Here is a 16,257-nt window from a genome sequence, read left to right as displayed (position 1 = left end):
CCGCCTCCCTCAGAGCCGGTCAAGCTCCCACAGCCGCCAGGTGCCCGTGCCTTCGGAGAGGAACTGGGTGCCCGAGATGGAGTCCTTGCTGACCACGGTGTCCTTGCCCTGCCACAGCGGCAGCAGCGGCACCTCGTCGGCCACGAGCCGCTGGATCTCCTGGAAGTCCTTGACCACCCGCTCGCGCTCCGGGCTCTTCTGCGTGTCGCGGATCAGCTGCTCCACCCGGGAGCTGCGGTAGCCGCTGTGCAGCGTCGAGTCGGCGCCGAGCAGTGGGCTGACGAAGGTGTCGGCGTCGAGGAAGTCCGGGTACCAGGTGATCCCGTACGCGTCGAAGTCGCCCTTGGCGAAGCCCGTCTGGAACGCGTCCCACTCGTACTGCTTGAACGTCACCTTGAACAGGCCGGTCTTCTCCAGCTGCGCCCGCAGCTCCTCCCCCTCCGCCTTGGCGGACGGGCCCGGAGGGTAGGCGAGGTCGAAACTCACCGGCTTGTCGATGCCCGCCTTGTGCAGCAGCTCGCGGGCGCGGTCCGCGCTGGGCTCCGGGTACATGTCGTAGAAGGCCGTGTTGTGGCCCGTGATGCCGCTGGGAACGATCGAGTAGAGCGGGTCGACGGTGCCGCTGTGCGCCTTGCGTATCAGCGCCTCGCGATCCACGGCGGCGGCGATGGCCTGGCGTACGGGCATCTTCTTCATCGGTGAGTCGCCGCGCACGTTGAAGACCAGGTTCGACGCGGAGGCGCCCTGGTTGTCCATCACCTTCACCGAGGAGTCGGCCGCCGAGAGGGTCTTCAGGTACTTGGCGGGCAGCGAGCGCGCCGCGACGTCCACGTCCTTCGCCGTCCAGGCGTCGCGCAGCTTCTCCGCGGTCTTGAAGTACCGGACGTTCACCGGCTTGCCGGTGTCCTTCAGGGCGCCTTTGTAGTCGGAGTTGGGCCTGAGTTCTGCCACTTTGGCCGACTTGTACTTCTTGAGGACGTACGGACCAGAGCCGTCGACCTCGTCGTCCGTGCGCAACTTGTTGCCGCTGTACCGCTCACGGTTGAGGATGGAACCGGCGCCAGTGGCGATCTTGTACGGGAAGGTCGCGTCCGCAGAACCGAGATGGAAGACGACCTTGTTTTTCCCCGCGACCTCGACCGACTTCAGCGTGCTGAGCAGCGGACTCGGCCCCTGCGGGTCATGGATGGTGGCGATGCGGTCGAAGGAGAACTTCACGTCCAGCGGGGTGACCTCCCGGCCGCCCGCGAAGCGCAGCCCAGGCCGCAGCTCGCAGACGTACGTACGCAGCCCCTCACCCTCGAAATCACACTTCTCGGCGGCGTCGGGCACGGGCTTGAGCGACCCGGGCTTGAAGGTCATCAGAGACTGGAAGACGTTGCTGTACAGCCCCCAGGAGCCCGCGTCGTACGCCCCCGCCGGGTCGAGGTTGCTCACCTCGTCGGCCGTCCCCACCGTGATCGGCTCGCTGTCCTCCTCCGAGGACGAGAGCAGTCCGCATCCGCTGACACCCACGCTCGCCACTGCGGCGGTCGCGAGCACCAGCCCGATGACAACGCCCCGCTTGCCGACCCATCGCATTTACGCGCCCCCTCCGGCACCCGACATCACAGTTGAAAACACGCGGGTGCACGCCGGAACGCGTAGACAAACGCGGCCACACGGCTCCCCACCCGTTAACGCGCATCACCCAATCACACGGTTGACTGGTTTACCACCGACCGACATTTGCCGTTCGGAATTTGGCTTCTTTACGTACGCGTACACCGCACTCACGCCACGACCCGGCGGGAGCGGGTCGGCGGACAAAAACAAGTGGCTGGCCACAGAAAGGAAAGGGGCCAACGTGCCGGAGTATGAATTGCCGGACCAACTGGAACATCTGGGACTGGAACAGCGGTATGCCACCGTATATGCCGCCATTCTCCGCACCGGGTCGAGCACGACGGAGGAACTGGTCGAGGAGCTGAAATGGGAGCCGGACGTCGTCGACGAAGCGGTGAACCGGCTCATCGAACTGGGCCTGGCCGCCAGCGTAGGCCGTGCTCAGGCGGCGGTCGCCGCCATCGAACCGACGTTGGCCATCGAGCATCTGGCCAGTATGCGGACGACGCAACTCCACCGTGCGCGGCTGGACGCGATGAACGCCTACCGGGCCTACCGGCGCACGCGGCCGCAGACCACCGACGACATCGTGGAGGTCGTTACCGGACCGCAGATCGTCGAACGCATCGAGCACATCGAAAAGGCCGCGGAACACGCGGTGCTGCGTTTCGACTCCCCGCCCTATCACACCGGCGGCGGCCCCAACCCGATGGAACTCAGCAACCTCGAACGCGGTGTGAAGTACCGGTGCCTCTACTCCAAAGCGGCCGTGGAGAACACCGACTACTACGCGAGCAACATCAAGCCATGCATCGCCGCGGGCGAGCAGGCCAAGGTGCACGAGACCGTCCCCGTAAAACTGACGATTTTCGACCACCGACTCGCCATCGTGTCGCTGTCGTACGTCGAAGCGGAAGCCAACGATTCCCTACTCGTCGTCCATCCGTCGAGTCTGCTCTCCGCACTCACCGGCCTGTTCGAGACGTCGTGGCGGTCCGCCTATCCGCTGCATCTCGGGGACCGGCTGCCCTCGGTGCTGAAGCCCGTACAGCGCAACATCCTGCAACTGCTCGCCACCGGGGTCGCCGACGAGGCCATGGCGGAACTCATCGGCGTCAGCAGGCGCACCCTGTCCCGGCACATGCAGGAGCTCTACGCGCTGGCCGGGGCCACCACCCGCTTTCAGCTGGCGCTGACCGCGGCCCGCAAGGGCTGGCTGTGAGCCAGGTCCCGGATCGCGAACATCTCGGTGTGCACCCCGCCCTGGAGGGGGACCGCCCGCGGTGACCACACGAGCGCCGCGGGCACCTCAAGCACGGCCCAGCAGCGCTTGGCTCCCCAGAGCTGTTCACAGCCGTGCGCGAGCGCCAGCGCCTCGACGACGGCCAGCCCCCGCCCGCCCTCGTCGAGGCGGTCGGCGTGCTGCGCCACCGGCTGCGCGCCGCTGTCGTCGAAGACCTCGATGATCAGCCGATCGACGTCCAGATCGAGGCCGAGCACCCGCTTTCCGCCGCCGTGCACGACCGCGTTCGTCAGCAGTTCCGAGCACACCAGCGCCACCTCGTCGGCGAACACCTCGTCCGCCAGCATCCCCCACCGGCCCAGCGTGTCCAGGACGCGACGGCGCGCCGGACCGACGGCGGACGGCGCGGGCGCTACGGGAAAGCGGAGGGTGGTGGGCGACATGGCGGTACCGCCTTCGTTCGGAAAGGGCTGCCCCTTACTTCTACTCGGCCGGGGCCGACGTAAGTGGCGCGCTTTGGCCACTGTCCAAGAAGGGCACCAGTGATGGCCCTGTCACACTGTGTTGCACCGTGCCATGCTTGGCCCCATTCGGCCGGATATATCGGGATCTCGCCGCACTCGGTATGCCGCCCGGCTGGACGCCATGTTCGATTCCCGCCGCACCGGCCGGCGCCTCGCCGACCGACGCCTCGCCAGCCGATTGGGCGGCTGGCCGATGGGCTGGCCGGGCTGGCTGACCGGACTGGCTGGACCGGCTGGGCTGACTGGACCGGCTGGGCCGGCTCGACGGTCAGGCCTGCGTCGACGCCAGCTGGACGACGGTGATGTCCGGCGGCGCCCCCACCCGCACCGGTGGGCCCCAGGCGCCCGCGCCCCGCGTGACGTAGAGCTGGGTGTCCCCGTACCGCTCAAGGCCCGCCACCGTCGGGTTGGCCAGCTCGGCGACGTAGTTGCCGGGCCAGAGCTGGCCGCCGTGGGTGTGCCCGGAGAGCTGGAGGCCGACGCCGTGCTTCACCGCGTCGTGGATCACCACGGGCTGGTGCGCGAGCAGTACCGAGGCGCGGGACCGGTCCCGGTCGCCCAGCGCCCGCCGGAAGTCGGGGCCCTGCCCTTCGTCCTCGCCCGCGACGTCGTTGACCCCGGCGAGATCGAAGCCGGGCAGCTCCGTGCGCTCGTTCTCCAGGGGCCGCAGGCCCAGCTCCCGTACGTGGTCGACCCAGGCCTCGGCGCCTGAGAAGTACTCGTGGTTGCCGGTCACGAAGAACGATCCGTGCCGCGCCCGCAGATGCCGCAGCGGCTCGGCGGCCGGTCCCAGGTCGGCCACGCTTCCGTCCACCAGGTCGCCGACGACGGCGATCAGGTCGGGGTTGACGCGGTTGATCGTCTCCACGATCCGCTGGGTGTGCGCCCGGCCGAGGACCGGCCCCAGGTGGATGTCGCTGACCACAGCGATCCGGTAACCGTGCGCCTGCCGGGGAAGCTTGGCGAGCGGCACGGTGACCCGCTTGACGCGCGGCCCGCGCAGGACGCTGTAGGTGCCGTAGCCGACGGTGGCCGCGGCGACGGCAGTCGCCCCGACAGCGACGGTCCGCGCGACGAACAGCCGCCGCGAGGACTCGGCCGCGGCGTCGGCGGGGGCGGCGGTGTCGGCGGTGTCGGCGGTGTCGGACTTGTGCGCGCCGGCGCCGGTGACGGCTGTGGCACCGGTGGTGGCCGCGGCCTGGGTGGCGGGCGTGGCGGCGTCTGGGGCCGCCGCGGTCTTGTTGGCGGCCGTATCAGCCGTGAGCACCGTCGCGGCGGGGCTGGGCGTGCGAGCGATACCGGGAACGGAAGCGGGGTCGGGCGCGGAGTCGGGGGCGGGGGCGGGCGCGGGACCGGTTTCCGCGCGCTGCCGGGCCCGGCGTTCCAGCCAGCGCCGCAGCAGCGGCCGGACCGCCTCGCCGACCAGCAGCGCGAGCGTCACGTAGAGCAGGACCGCCAGCCACATGTACCCAGGCCAGGCGATGACCCGTTCGATCGCGAAGGGTGCCCCGGCCCGGCCGCTGACCATGGCCCCGACGCTGAGCAGCGGCAGTACGACCAGCGCCCACGTGCCGACGCGCCGCGCCCACCCACCGGCTGCCGTCGTGTCCTTGATCAGCCGCCGCCACACGTACCAGTGGACGACGACAAGCAGTGCGACGACCAGCAACGCGACGAGCGCGAAGACAGCGACCATCCCCCGTACCTCCCCTTAGGCCGAAGAGTCTTCCCGCCGATGGGCGCGCACTCCACGGAACCCGAGCACGCCGATCGCCGTCCCCAAGAGAAACGAGGTGATCGCGAGCAGTAGATGCACCCAAAAGTACGCGGTGGGGTCACCGGAGTCGCTGAAGGCAAGCCCACTTGAGTCTTTCCACAGGTTTTTCACAAAGGTGAACCAAATGAACCAGCTCCAGACCCCGAACGCGAGCAGGAACCAGGACGCGGGGCGGCTGAGCTTCATGTCTTCCAGTATGCGAAACCGCGCGGCCGCTCCTCCGGCAGGGTCATGCTTTCGTGAGGCGTCAGCGCGGCCGGGACCGGCTACCGATACGTTCATCAGTGTGCCGACGACTCTCTGTGTATCCCCCGCCACCCGCCCGAGCGGGCGACGGCGCGCGGCCACGGCCGTGACGGCCGCCGCGCTGCTGCCCTGCCTGCTGTCCAGCGCCGTCCCCGCGTTCGCGGACGACGGGGGTGCCAAGGAGCAGGAACCGCAGCCGCCCGCGGCCATGTCCACCGTGGGCGGCGATCTGCTGGGCAAGCCCGGCACGCAGGTCCGGCTCGGCCCTGGCGCGCCCGCGCTGCCGAATGGGCTGACCGGCCGGTCGTGGATCGTCTCGGACGCGGTGACCGGTGACGTGCTCGCCTCGCACAACGCCCACTGGCGGCTTCCCCCGGCCAGCACCCTGAAGATGCTGTTCGCCGACACCGTGCTGCCGAAGTTCCCGAAGGACCAGACCCACAAGGTGCTGCCCTCCGACCTCACCGGAATGGGCGAAGGCAGCAGCCTGGTCGGGGTCAAGGAGAACTACACGTACTCCGTGCACGACCTGTGGCTCGGTGTCTTCCTGCGCTCCGGCAACGACGCCGTGCACGTGCTGTCCGCGATGAACGGCGGCAAGCCGAAGACCGTACGGGACATGCAGGCGCACGCCAACAAACTCAACGCGCGGGACACGCACGTCGTCAGCCCCGACGGCTACGACGAGGAGGGCCAGGTCAGCAGTGCGTACGACCTCACGCTCTTCGCCCGGTCAGGGCTGAAGAAGCCGGACTTCCAGGAGTACGCGGCGACGGTGCGGGCGAAGTTCCCCGGGGAGATGAAGAAGCCGAAGAAGGGAGAGAAGGGCGAGAAGGACAAGAAGGGGAAGAAGGGGAAGAAGGGGAAGAGCAGCAAGCCCGAGCGCGAGTACTTCGAGATCCAGAACACGGACCGTCTGCTGACCGGGGACACGGACCTCCCTCCGTACCAGGGGCTGGCGGGGGTGAAGAACGGCTCCACGACGCACGCCGGGGCCACGTTCACCGGTGTGGCGCAACGGGGCGACCGGAAGTTGCTCGTCACCGTGATGAACCCGCAGAGCGATGAGAGCAACGCGGTCTACCGGGAGACCGCGAAGCTCCTCGACTGGGGCTTCGAGGCGGCCGGCTCCGTCGAGCCGGTCGGCAAGCTCGTCGCACCGGGCCCAGAGGGAGCCGCCGGCTCCGGCCAGGACAGCGGCGCGGCCGGAAGCGGCAAGAACGGCCACCAGCAGGCTCAGGCGACCGTCGCCGGGGACGGGGACGACGCGAGCGGCGCCTGGAAGACCGCCGGGATCATGGGCGGCTCGCTGGCTGTTCTGGCGGCCGCGGTGTACGCGGTGCACCGCCGTCGGCCGCTTCCCGAGCTGATGCGCCGTCGGCCGCGGGACTGACCCCCGCGTCCGAGGTGCCCGGTGCGGAGGAGGCCCCCGCCTCCGCACCGGAGGCCTCCCCGCCGGACATCTCCGCACCGGGCACCTCCGCTCCGCCCGCCTCCGCGCTCTTCTTGCTCGGGGTCGCGGTCCACGCGGCGCAGTACAGCGACAGCTTCGAGGTGAAGTTGATCCACAGAAGCAGTGCGATGGGCGTGCCGAACGCCCCGTACATGCTCTTCGCCGCCACCCCCTTCAGATAGCCGCTGAGCAGCGTCTTGAGCAGCTCGAAGCCGATCGCCCCGATCAGCGCGGCGACCACGACCGCGCGGCGCGGCGGGGACACGCCGGGCAGCCACGTCAGCACGTAGCACAGGAGCAGGAAGTCGGCTCCGACCGCGGCGGCGAACGCGGCGAGCCGCAGCAACCAGCCGCCCACCCCTCCCTCGTCGATGCGGAGTTGGTCGGCCGCCCAGCCGACGGCGGTGACGGCGAACGCCGAGACCGCGAAGGAGCCGAGGGCGACTCCGCCAAGGCCCAGCAGCACCCCGCCGTCCTTGAGCTTGCGCAGGACCGGGTTGCCCTCCTCGTCGTCCAGCTCCCAGACTGCGCGCAGGCACTCGCGCAGCGAGCCGACCCAGCCGATGCCGGTGAACAACAGGGCCGCGCCCGCGACGACCCCGACGGTCCCCGCGTTGTCGACCAGGGAGCTGAGATCGAGCTGCCCCGAGATGCCCGGCACCTGATCCGCGAGCTTGCCCTCCACCTCGCGCAGCTTGGCGTCGCTCAGCACCGCCGCGCCGATCGCGGTTCCCACGGTGATCAGAGGGAAGAGGGCGAGGAAGCTGATGAACGTGATCGCGGCGGCGAGCCGCGTCCAGTGCACCCGCTCCAGCGTCTCGTACGCGCGCCACGCGTGCGTACGCATCAGCCGCGCGATACCGGGGCCGATCCACGGCAGTCGGGTCAACCAGTCCATGAACGTTTTCTACCCGTACCTGTGCGTTCATGCCTGATCGGTGACCGCCCCCCTGGCGGCTTCCCTGGCTGCTCCGGCATGAGGGCACTCCGGCGCCCCGCCCCGGCGGTCGGGCGAACTCGGCTCGCCGCGAGCCCGCACGGCGGACGTGGCCAGGTCAGTAGTGACTCGACAGGCCGGAGCCCAGCACCGTGAAGGCGTGGTCGGCGGCGGCGACCGCTGTCGGATAGACGGCGTCGGCGCTCTCGCCGTCGGCTATCCGGCGCCAGTTGTCCAGCGCCAGTATGCGCTGGGTCGCGATCACCTGGCTGGCAGCCAGCCGGTCCGTGAGCGCGCCCAGTTCCGCGGGGGCCGGGCGGCCGGTGGACTCGGCCGCCGCGGCGCGCAGGCTCTCCGCCAGGGCCTCCTCGGCCCGCGTCGTGTACTCGTAGAGCCTGGCCACCAGGCTGGGCGTCCCGTACAGCAGGCGGTGGAAGGCCAGCACCGAGTCGTCGTCGTTGAGTCCGGTCACGGGGTCGCGCCGGTCCAGGCCGGAGCGGAAGTGAGCGTGCAGGGCGTCCAGCGGGGACTCGCCGGGGGCGCGCTGGCGGACCACCCGGCTCGGCTCTTCCTCATGGTCGGCGAACCGGTAGAGAGCGAGGTCCTCCTTGGACGGGAAGTACCGGAACAGCGTCGGCTTCGAGACCATGGCGGCGGCGGCCACCTCGGCGACGGAGACCTGGTCGAAGCCCTGCTGAAGGAAGAGCGATATGGCGGCGTCGGAGATCGCCTCATACGTCCGCTGCTTCTTGCGCTCGCGAAGACCCGGCTGACTGTGCCCCCGCTGACTGTCCAGAGCGCGACCCGGCTGACTGTCCATGGCGCCAGACTAGCAAAAACGTGACCCAGTTAAAAGCGCGGCCGCGAAAATTCTCTTACTCAGTTGCGTTGAGTCGGGTGCCCAGCACCGGAGTGTGGCTCGCCTGGCGCGGGACTGCCGGGGTCTGCCGCCCCAGACTGCCCGCAGGCCCGAAAGGGTATTCGCGCTCCAGCCTCCAGACCCCGTCGTCACCCTGCTGATAGAGCGCGAACCCGGAGATCGTCCAGGCGGCCTCGTAGTCCTTCAGCTCGGCGTACGCCTGGTCCATCGCCTCTTCGGAGATGCCGTGCGCGACGGTGACGTGCGGGTGGTACGGGAACTGCAGCTCACGCGCGCACGGCCCGGAGGCGGCCCGTACGAGCTCCTGGAGCGACGTGCACTCCTCGACGCCCTCGGCGAGCTTGACGAAGACCACCGGGGACAGCGGACGGAAGGTGTCCGTACCCGACAGCCGCATGGGAAAGGCCCGGCGTCCCGCCGCCACCTGCGCGAGATGGCGCTCGATCCCCGGCAGCGCCACCGCGTCCACCTCGGTCGGCGGCAGCAGCGTGACATGCGTCGGGATGCCGTACGCGGCAGGGTCCCCGAAGCCCGCGCGCCGCTCCTGGAGGAAGCTGCCGTACGGCTCCGGGACCGCGATCGAAACGCCGATCGTTACGGTCCCCACTGCGTTCTCCCTTCCGCACCGCTGTCTCGTCTCGCTGTCCGTCACACCCTGTGCCCTCATGCTCCGTGCCGCGCGCCCGTGTCAGTGTGACGGCTCAGCCGCCGTCACGGCTAGGTTCCTCAGTCCCCAGGGCGCGGGCCCATCGGCCCGTACGGCCCCGCGCCCCAGGTGAGAGGCGCGGAAATCCGCACGGCCTGCGGAATCATTCATTCGGCGCTGCTCGGCTTCCGCACCGCCCGGCGCCCTCGCCCGTTGGTCAGCGTCTGGCGGGCAGCAGGCCCACCTTGTCGTAGGCCAGTGCCAGCGTCTCCGAGGCGACGGCGCGCGCCTTGTCCGCGCCCTTGGCCAGGATGCTGTCCAGCGTCTCCGGGTCGTCCAGGTATTCCTGCGTACGGGTCCGGAACGGCGTCACCCAGTCGACCATGACCTCAGCCAGGTCGGTCTTCAGCGCGCCGTAGCCCTTGCCTTCGTACTTTCGTTCCAGCTCGTCGATGCCGATGCCGGTGAGCGTGGCGTAGATGGTGAGCAGGTTGCTCACGCCGGGCTTCTTCTCCTCATCGAACCGGACCACCGTGTCGAGGTCCGTCACCGCGCTCTTGATCTTCTTCGCGGAGACCTTGGGCTCGTCGAGGAGGCTGACGATGCCCTTCGGCGTCGAGGACGACTTGCTCATCTTGATCGTCGGGTCCTGGAGATCGTAGATCTTCCCGGTCTCCTTGACGATGTGCGCCGACGGCACGGTGAAGGCGTGGCCGTAGCGGCTGTTGAACCGCTCGGCGAGGTCCCGGGTCAGCTCGATGTGCTGCCGCTGGTCCTCACCCACCGGCACCTGGTTGGCCTGGTAGAGCAGGATGTCGGCGACCTGGAGGACGGGGTACGTGAACAGCCCGACGGTGGCCCGGTCGGCACCCTGCTTGGCCGACTTGTCCTTGAACTGGGTCATCCGCGACGCCTCGCCGAAACCGGTGAGGCAGTTCATCACCCAGCCGAGCTGCGCGTGCTCCGGCACATGGCTCTGGACGAAGAGCGTGCACCGCTCCGGGTCGAGCCCGGCGGCGAGCAGCTGGGCGGCGGCGACCCGGGTGTTGGCACGCAGCTCCTTCGGGTCCTGCGGAACGGTGATCGCGTGCAGGTCGACCACCATGTAGAAGGCGTCGTGGGTCTCCTGCAGGGCGACGTACTGGCGGATCGCGCCGAGGTAGTTCCCGAGGTGGAACGAGCCTGCTGTGGGCTGGATACCGGAGAGCGCGCGGGGACGGTCAAGGGCCATGCGCCCCATTCTCTCAGGTGCGCGGCACGGCCATGGCCCCCGGTGGGGGATGGACGGCCGGTCATGGCCACCACCAGCGGCTGCCCCGCGCGATGATGCTGCGGAAGGGAGGCGGAGGAAGACGGAGGGGAGGCGGAGGCGCGTGGGGCGGGGATGAGCCGGGGCCGACGGTCGGTGACCGACGGATCAAGAACGGGTGTCCCGCTGCCGAATCCACGACACCTTCCACGACACGATCGCGACACGTGAGCCCTCCACCGTGACCAATGTGAAATTTTTCTTCGCAATCCGCCCAAGCGGCGATAGAAATGATCCTGAGCCTGCCCTGACTCCGTAAGGATGGAGCGCACGTGACCGCTATGGAACGCAGCATCGCCGCCGCCGAGGCACACAGCGCGCACAACTATCACCCGCTGCCTGTCGTCGTCGCTACCGCCGAGGGCGCCTGGATGACCGACGTCGAGGGGCGCCGCTACCTCGACATGCTCGCCGGATACTCCGCGCTCAACTTCGGACACGGCAACCGGAGGCTGATCGACGCCGCGAAGGCCCAACTGGAGCGGGTCACCCTCACCTCCCGGGCGTTCCACCACGACCGGTTCGCCGAGTTCTGCACCGAGCTGGCCGCGCTGTGCGGCAAGGACATGGTGCTGCCGATGAACACCGGCGCCGAAGCCGTCGAGACCGCGGTGAAGACCGTTCGCAAGTGGGGCTACCGGGTCAAGGGGGTGCCCGACGGCCAGGCGAAGATCGTCGTGGCCGACAACAACTTCCACGGCCGCACCACCACCATCGTCAGCTTCTCCACCGACCCGGAGGCGCGCGCCGACTACGGCCCGTACACGCCGGGCTTCGAGATCGTCCCCTACGGTGACCTGGCCGCGCTGGAAGCCGCCGTGGACGACAACACCGTCGCCGTCCTCATGGAGCCGATCCAGGGCGAGGCGGGCGTACTGGTCCCGCCGCAGGGCTACTGGGCCGGGGTCCGCGAGCTGACCACGGCGCGGAACGTGCTGTTCATCGCGGACGAGATCCAGTCGGGCCTGGGGCGTACGGGCAAGACGTTCGCCAGCGAACATGAGGGCGTCGTCCCCGACATGTACGTCCTCGGCAAGGCGCTCGGCGGTGGCGTGGTGCCGGTCTCCGCCGTCGTCGCGAACTCCGACGTCCTGGGCGTCCACCGCCCGGGCGAGCACGGCTCCACCTTCGGCGGCAACCCACTGGCCTGCGCCGTCGCGCTTGAGGTCATCGCGATGCTGCGCACCGGCGAGTACCAGCAGCGGGCGACGGAGCTGGGCGAGCACCTGCACCACGAGCTGGGGCTGCTCGTCGGCGGCCCGGGCAGCGCGGTGGAGGCCGTCCGCGGGCGCGGGCTGTGGGCCGGGGTGGACATCAGCCCGTCGCGCGGCACCGGCCGGGAGATCTCCGAGAAGCTGATGGATCGCGGCGTGCTGGTCAAGGACACCCACGGCAGCACGATTCGGATCGCGCCGCCGCTGGTCATCAGCAAGGAGGACCTTGACTGGGGGCTTGAGCAACTGCGGGCGGTCCTTGAGGGCTAGCCGAATCCGGCGGTAGCCGGGCAGGGGGCCGGTCCTGGCCTGGTCCCTGCGGCCCCTTACCCAGCTACCGCTGGGCTGCCCTCAATCGCCGGACGGGCTTGTTTTGGGACCCCGCCCCTCTACGCGAGGGCAGGTGTCCTCAAACGCCGGACGGGCTTGATTTAGGAGCCCGCGAACGCCGGACAGGCTCGGTTCAACAGGCTTGGTTGAGGAGTCCGGTAGCGACGGCCGCCTCAAGCGACAGCGGTGCGTCCGCGGGGCGCGGTCGGGGCGTTGAGGGAGGGGTCCGTCAGGACCGGGTCGGCGGTGCGGGCGTGGGTCAGGGTTTGGGGGTCGAGGCGGGCGGTGGCCAGGCCGGGGGTGGTGGTGCCCGCGTCGGTGAGGAGGGTGCCGTCCGGGTTCCAGATCGCGCTGTGGCCGTAGCCGTCGTACGGGCCGCTGGGGCCGCTGTGGTTGGCCAGAACGACGTAGCTGGTGTTGTCCAGGGCTCGGGCCGGGAAGACCGTGGCGCGCTGGTGGGCGCCGGAGCCCCGGCCGAACATCGCGCCCACGAGGTAGGCGTGGCAGCCGTCGAGGGCGGCGGCGCGGGCGTGTTCGGGGTAGCCGGAGTCCCAGCAGATGCCGAGGCCGAGACGCCATCCGTCGAGGGTGAGGGTGCGGCCGCGGGTGCCGGGGCTGAAACCGGCGGCGCGCTCGCCCGGTGTGACGTGCTGCTTGTCGTAGCGGGCGGCGTACCGGCCGTCGCGCCCCAGGACCAAGGCGGAGATGTGCAGCCGCCCGGACTCGCGCGTGGGGGCTCCGGCCACCACCGCGGTGCGGGTCTCGGCGCAGACGGCGCCCAGCGCGTCCAGCCGGGCGTCCGCGGAGTCCAGGGTGAGGCTCCCTGGGTCGGCCGCTATGCCCGGCAGCTCGTAGCCGGTGAGAAAGAGCTCCGGGAGGACCAGCAGGTCCGCTCCCTGGTCGGCGGCGCGGCGGACCAGGTCGGCGGCGACGGCGACGTTCGCTGGGATGTCCAGCGCGGCGCAGGTCGCCTGCCCCGCCGAGACGGTGAGCGTTCCAGCGGGCACGGCATGAAGATCGTTCATGCCGCTCAAACTACCCCGGGCCGGGAAGGCCCTTCCGGCACGGGTGCCCGGCCCGGGACCGCCGGTTCGCCGCTGCCCCGGCGCCTACGGCAGCGCCCGGCACAGGGCGTTCAGCGCGCCCGCGTACGCGTGGTCGGGCGGCGTGCCGTAGCCGATCACCAGGGCGTCGCCGACGACGTCGTCGTACGGGGCGTCGCCGCCGCCGGTGCCGGCGCCGAGCCGGTAGCGCCGCAGCCCGTCGAGGGCGAGGCCCTGCCAGGCGGCGCCGCTGACCACCGACTGCTCGGTCCCCGGCGGGAGTTCGAGCACCGCGTGCAGGCCCGCCGCGATGCCGCTGACCCTGATGTGGGGGGCGCGTTCGGCGAGCGCGGTGATGAGCTGGTCGCGGCGGCGCTGGTAGCGCTGACGCATGCCGCGTACGTGTCGGTCGTACGCGCCTGAGGTGATGAACTCCGCGAGGGTGAGCTGGTCGAGCCCGCCGGTCTGCGAGCCGGGCTTGCGCTTGAGTTCGGCGACGGCGGCGAACAGCCGCTCGGGGAGGACCATCCAGCCGAGGCGCAGCGCGGGCGACAGGCTCTTGCTCGCTGTGCCCATGTAGACGACGTGTTCGGGGTCGAGTCCCTGGACGGCGCCGACGCGCTGGCCGTCGTAGCGGAACTCACCGTCGTAGTCGTCCTCAAGCACCACGCCGCCCGTCTCGCACGCCCACTTGACGACGGCGGCCCGCCGCTCGGGCGGCAGGGCCACGCCGAACGGGAACTGGTGCGCCGGGGTGAGCAGCACCGCTCTGGCGTTGGTGGCCGCCAACTCCTCGACGCGCGGGCCGTGTTCGTCGAAACCGATGGCGACGGTACGCAGCCCGCAACCGGTGAGCAGGTCGCGGTGGACGTCGAGGCCGAACGACTCGACGGCGACCAGGTCGGCGTCGGGGGCGGCCTGGGGCAGTGCGGCGGTCGCTCCCAGCACCTCGCCGACGAGTCGCAGGCCCTCGGACAGTCCCGAGCAGATGAGGATGCGTTCGGGGGCGGCCCGTACGCCTCTGGCGCGGGCCAGGTAGTCGGCGAGGGCGCGGCGCAGCTCGGGGCGGCCCGCCACGTGCATCCCATAGCCGAAGGCGTCGTTGGGCGCGTTGGTGAGCGCCTTGCGGGCCGCCGTCAGCCAGGCGGCGCGCGGGAAGGACGAGACGTCGGGGGAGCCCGGCATCAGGTCGTATATGGGCGTGGGGGCCGGGCGCGCCGCCGAGCGCGCACGCGGGGGCCCCGGCGCGGGCTCGGGCGGCACGGCGCGTTCGGCGACGCGGGTGCCGGAGCCCTGGCGGGCGGTGAGCCAGCCTTCGGCGACGAGCTCGGCGTAGGCGTCGGCGACCGTGTTGCGCGCGATGTCGAGGTCGGTGGCCAGGGATCGGGAGGAGGGCAGGCGGGTGCCGGGGGCGAGCCGGCCCGACCGTACGGCGTCACGGAGCGCGCTCGTCAGCGACGCCCTGACACCACCGGTCGCGCTCAGGTCCAGATGGAGATCGCTGCCAACGGCGAAGTCGGCGGGGTCTTCACGTGCCACCTCAGTGGCCCAAGAATCTGCCATGGAAATGGACCATACCCGTGGGCTACTGCGGTCGTAGCGTAAAAGCCATGCCGACGAGCGAGACCGCCCCGCAACGCAGACTGAGGATGGCCTTACCCAACCTCGCACCTGAGTTTTACAAGGCCATGATCAACCTGGATGCGGCGGCCAGGAGGGGACTCGATCCCACCCTGGTCGAGCTGGTGAAGATACGCGCGTCGCAGATCAACCACTGTGCTTTTTGTATCAACATGTATACCCGGGACGCGCGGATGGAGGGCGAGACCGAGGAACGGATCTACTTGCTGAGCGCGTGGGAGGAATCGCCCTCATACTTCACCGCCAAGGAGCAGGCGGCGCTCGCGCTGACCGAGGCGGTCACCGTCCTCACCGACGGGTTCGTGCCGGACAAGGTCTACGACCGTGCCGCCGAGCACTTCGCCGACGCCGAGCTCGCCCAGCTCGTCAGCCTGATCATCACCATTAACGCGTGGAACCGCATCAGCGTCACCAGCCGTATGTCCCCTGGCAACCCGCCCTCCGAGGAGCTGTGATGTCGCCCGAGTCCTCCGCCAACACCGTCGAGGCGTTCCGGGCCCTGCACCAGGGCCGCGCCGCCGGCGACCCGCTGATCCTCCCCGGGCCATGGGACGCGGCCAGCGCGCGGATCTTCGCCGATGTCGGCTTCCCGGCACTGGCGACGCCGAGCGCGGGCATCGCCGCCTCGCTCGGTTACGAGGACGGCGGCGGCACGCCGGTGGACGAGATGTTCGCCGCGATCGCCCGGATCACCAGGGTGGTGGACATCCCGGTCTCCGCCGATGTCGAAGACGGTTACGGGCTGGCCCCCGCCGAGCTGGTGGACCGCCTCCTCACGGCGGGCGTGGTCGGCTGCAACCTGGAGGACACCGACCTCACGGCCAAGAAGCTCAAGGACCCGCAGGAGCACGCCGACTGGCTGGCGCAGGTCCGGCAGGAGGCCGGTGACCGGCTGCTGATCAACGCGCGGGTGGACACCTTCCTGCGGGGCGACACCACCGCGGGCCCGGCGATCGAGCGCGCCAGGCTCTATGTGGGGGCGGGCGCCGACGTGGTGTATCCGATCCTCGCCCCGGCCGAGCTGATCAAGGAGCTGGCCCAGAGCATCGACGCCCCGGTGAACGTGGCGTTCATGCCGGGCGGCCCGGGCCCGACGGAGCTGGGCGAGCTGGGCGCGACGCGTGTCACCTTCGGGCCGGGGCTGTTCCACGAGGCGATGGAGGCCCTACGGGCCCACGCGGAGCGGCTGCGCTCCGTCCAGCTGGGCCGGTAAGCCGGTAACCCAAGACTGGGGGCGCCAGACACGGGGGTTTTGGCGCCCCTCCCTCGCCCCCGCCGCGCTCCCCCGTGGCGGGGGCGCCACACGCGGGGGCGAGGGGCTGTACCCGGGGCGGGGGGGGGGGGGGGGGGGGGGGGGGGGGGGGGGGGGGGGGGGGGGGGGGGGGGGGGGGGGGGGGGGGGGGGGGGGG

Annotated in this window: 15 protein-coding genes; 5 read left to right on the top strand and 10 right to left on the bottom strand. The window is 70.5% G+C overall.

Annotated features, from left to right (window positions below):
* Positions 1–9 precede the first annotated feature (9 nt).
* Entirely contained in the window at positions 10–1,581 is a 1,572-nt protein-coding gene (locus AC5P1B_RS32120) for an ABC transporter substrate-binding protein (RefSeq protein ID WP_493891518.1), read from the bottom strand.
* Positions 1,582–1,846: 265 nt separating this feature from the next.
* Here AC5P1B_RS32120 and AC5P1B_RS32115 point away from each other — a divergent pair, with 265 nt between their 5' ends.
* Positions 1,847–2,827: a helix-turn-helix domain-containing protein gene (locus tag AC5P1B_RS32115; RefSeq protein WP_493891517.1), complete on the top strand. Its 981-nt coding sequence runs from the start codon at positions 1,847–1,849 to the stop codon at positions 2,825–2,827.
* Here AC5P1B_RS32115 and AC5P1B_RS32110 read toward each other — a convergent pair.
* The 3 genes from AC5P1B_RS32110 to AC5P1B_RS32100 all read right to left on the bottom strand — a co-directional run bounded on the left by AC5P1B_RS32110 (position 2,788) and on the right by AC5P1B_RS32100 (position 5,335).
* Positions 2,788–3,291, bottom strand: coding sequence for an ATP-binding protein (locus tag AC5P1B_RS32110; RefSeq protein WP_493891516.1), 504 nt, complete (start codon positions 3,289–3,291; stop codon positions 2,788–2,790). The genes AC5P1B_RS32115 and AC5P1B_RS32110 overlap by 40 nt on opposite strands.
* A gap of 349 nt (positions 3,292–3,640) precedes the next feature.
* The gene (locus tag AC5P1B_RS32105; RefSeq protein ID WP_493891515.1) at positions 3,641–5,068 is read right to left on the bottom strand and encodes a metallophosphoesterase; all 1,428 of its coding nucleotides are present in this window, start codon (positions 5,066–5,068) and stop codon (positions 3,641–3,643) included.
* Positions 5,069–5,083: 15 nt separating this feature from the next.
* Positions 5,084–5,335: an SCO4848 family membrane protein gene (locus tag AC5P1B_RS32100; RefSeq protein ID WP_493891514.1), complete on the bottom strand. Its 252-nt coding sequence runs from the start codon at positions 5,333–5,335 to the stop codon at positions 5,084–5,086.
* Here AC5P1B_RS32100 and AC5P1B_RS32095 point away from each other — a divergent pair.
* The gene (locus tag AC5P1B_RS32095; RefSeq protein ID WP_493891513.1) at positions 5,334–6,788 is read left to right on the top strand and encodes a D-alanyl-D-alanine carboxypeptidase family protein; all 1,455 of its coding nucleotides are present in this window, start codon (positions 5,334–5,336) and stop codon (positions 6,786–6,788) included. The two genes, AC5P1B_RS32100 and AC5P1B_RS32095, sit on opposite strands and share 2 nt — an antisense overlap.
* Here AC5P1B_RS32095 and AC5P1B_RS32090 read toward each other — a convergent pair.
* The 4 genes from AC5P1B_RS32090 to trpS all read right to left on the bottom strand — a co-directional run bounded on the left by AC5P1B_RS32090 (position 6,691) and on the right by trpS (position 10,542).
* Positions 6,691–7,746: a YihY/virulence factor BrkB family protein gene (locus tag AC5P1B_RS32090; protein WP_493891512.1), complete on the bottom strand. Its 1,056-nt coding sequence runs from the start codon at positions 7,744–7,746 to the stop codon at positions 6,691–6,693. The genes AC5P1B_RS32095 and AC5P1B_RS32090 overlap by 98 nt on opposite strands.
* A 157-nt stretch (positions 7,747–7,903) precedes the next feature.
* Complete coding sequence (locus AC5P1B_RS32085; RefSeq protein WP_493891511.1) at positions 7,904–8,605, bottom strand: TetR/AcrR family transcriptional regulator; 702 nt, start codon at positions 8,603–8,605, stop codon at positions 7,904–7,906.
* Between the two features lie 55 nt (positions 8,606–8,660).
* Positions 8,661–9,272, bottom strand: coding sequence for a 2'-5' RNA ligase family protein (locus AC5P1B_RS32080; protein ID WP_493891510.1), 612 nt, complete (start codon positions 9,270–9,272; stop codon positions 8,661–8,663).
* A gap of 256 nt (positions 9,273–9,528) precedes the next feature.
* Entirely contained in the window at positions 9,529–10,542 is a 1,014-nt protein-coding gene (gene trpS, locus AC5P1B_RS32075; protein ID WP_493891509.1) for a tryptophan--tRNA ligase, read from the bottom strand.
* 359 nt (positions 10,543–10,901) lie between these two features.
* On the opposite strand from trpS, the gene rocD reads away from it, so the two are divergent.
* Entirely contained in the window at positions 10,902–12,104 is a 1,203-nt protein-coding gene (rocD, locus tag AC5P1B_RS32070) for an ornithine--oxo-acid transaminase (protein ID WP_493891570.1), read from the top strand.
* Between the two features lie 233 nt (positions 12,105–12,337).
* Here the strand turns inward: rocD and AC5P1B_RS32065 are convergent, their stop codons facing one another.
* Positions 12,338–13,189, bottom strand: a complete 852-nt coding sequence (locus tag AC5P1B_RS32065; protein WP_493891508.1) for a carbon-nitrogen hydrolase family protein — start codon at positions 13,187–13,189, stop codon at positions 12,338–12,340.
* An 84-nt stretch (positions 13,190–13,273) separates the two neighbouring features.
* The gene (pdxR, locus tag AC5P1B_RS32060) at positions 13,274–14,770 is read right to left on the bottom strand and encodes a MocR-like pyridoxine biosynthesis transcription factor PdxR (protein ID WP_493891507.1); all 1,497 of its coding nucleotides are present in this window, start codon (positions 14,768–14,770) and stop codon (positions 13,274–13,276) included.
* 47 nt (positions 14,771–14,817) lie between these two features.
* Here pdxR and AC5P1B_RS32055 point away from each other — a divergent pair, with 47 nt between their 5' ends.
* Positions 14,818–15,303 (top strand): carboxymuconolactone decarboxylase family protein, encoded by a 486-nt coding sequence (locus tag AC5P1B_RS32055; protein WP_493891506.1) that lies wholly within the window; start codon positions 14,818–14,820, stop codon positions 15,301–15,303.
* The gene (locus tag AC5P1B_RS32050) at positions 15,303–16,061 is read left to right on the top strand and encodes an isocitrate lyase/PEP mutase family protein (protein WP_493891505.1); all 759 of its coding nucleotides are present in this window, start codon (positions 15,303–15,305) and stop codon (positions 16,059–16,061) included. The genes AC5P1B_RS32055 and AC5P1B_RS32050 overlap by 1 nt, the downstream gene beginning before the upstream one ends.
* Positions 16,062–16,257 lie beyond the last annotated feature (196 nt).

It is taken from the genome of Streptomyces sp. A01, assembly GCF_059026195.1.
The sequence above is the reverse complement of the archived record's forward strand: the minus strand, read 5'-3'. Positions and strand labels throughout refer to the sequence as shown.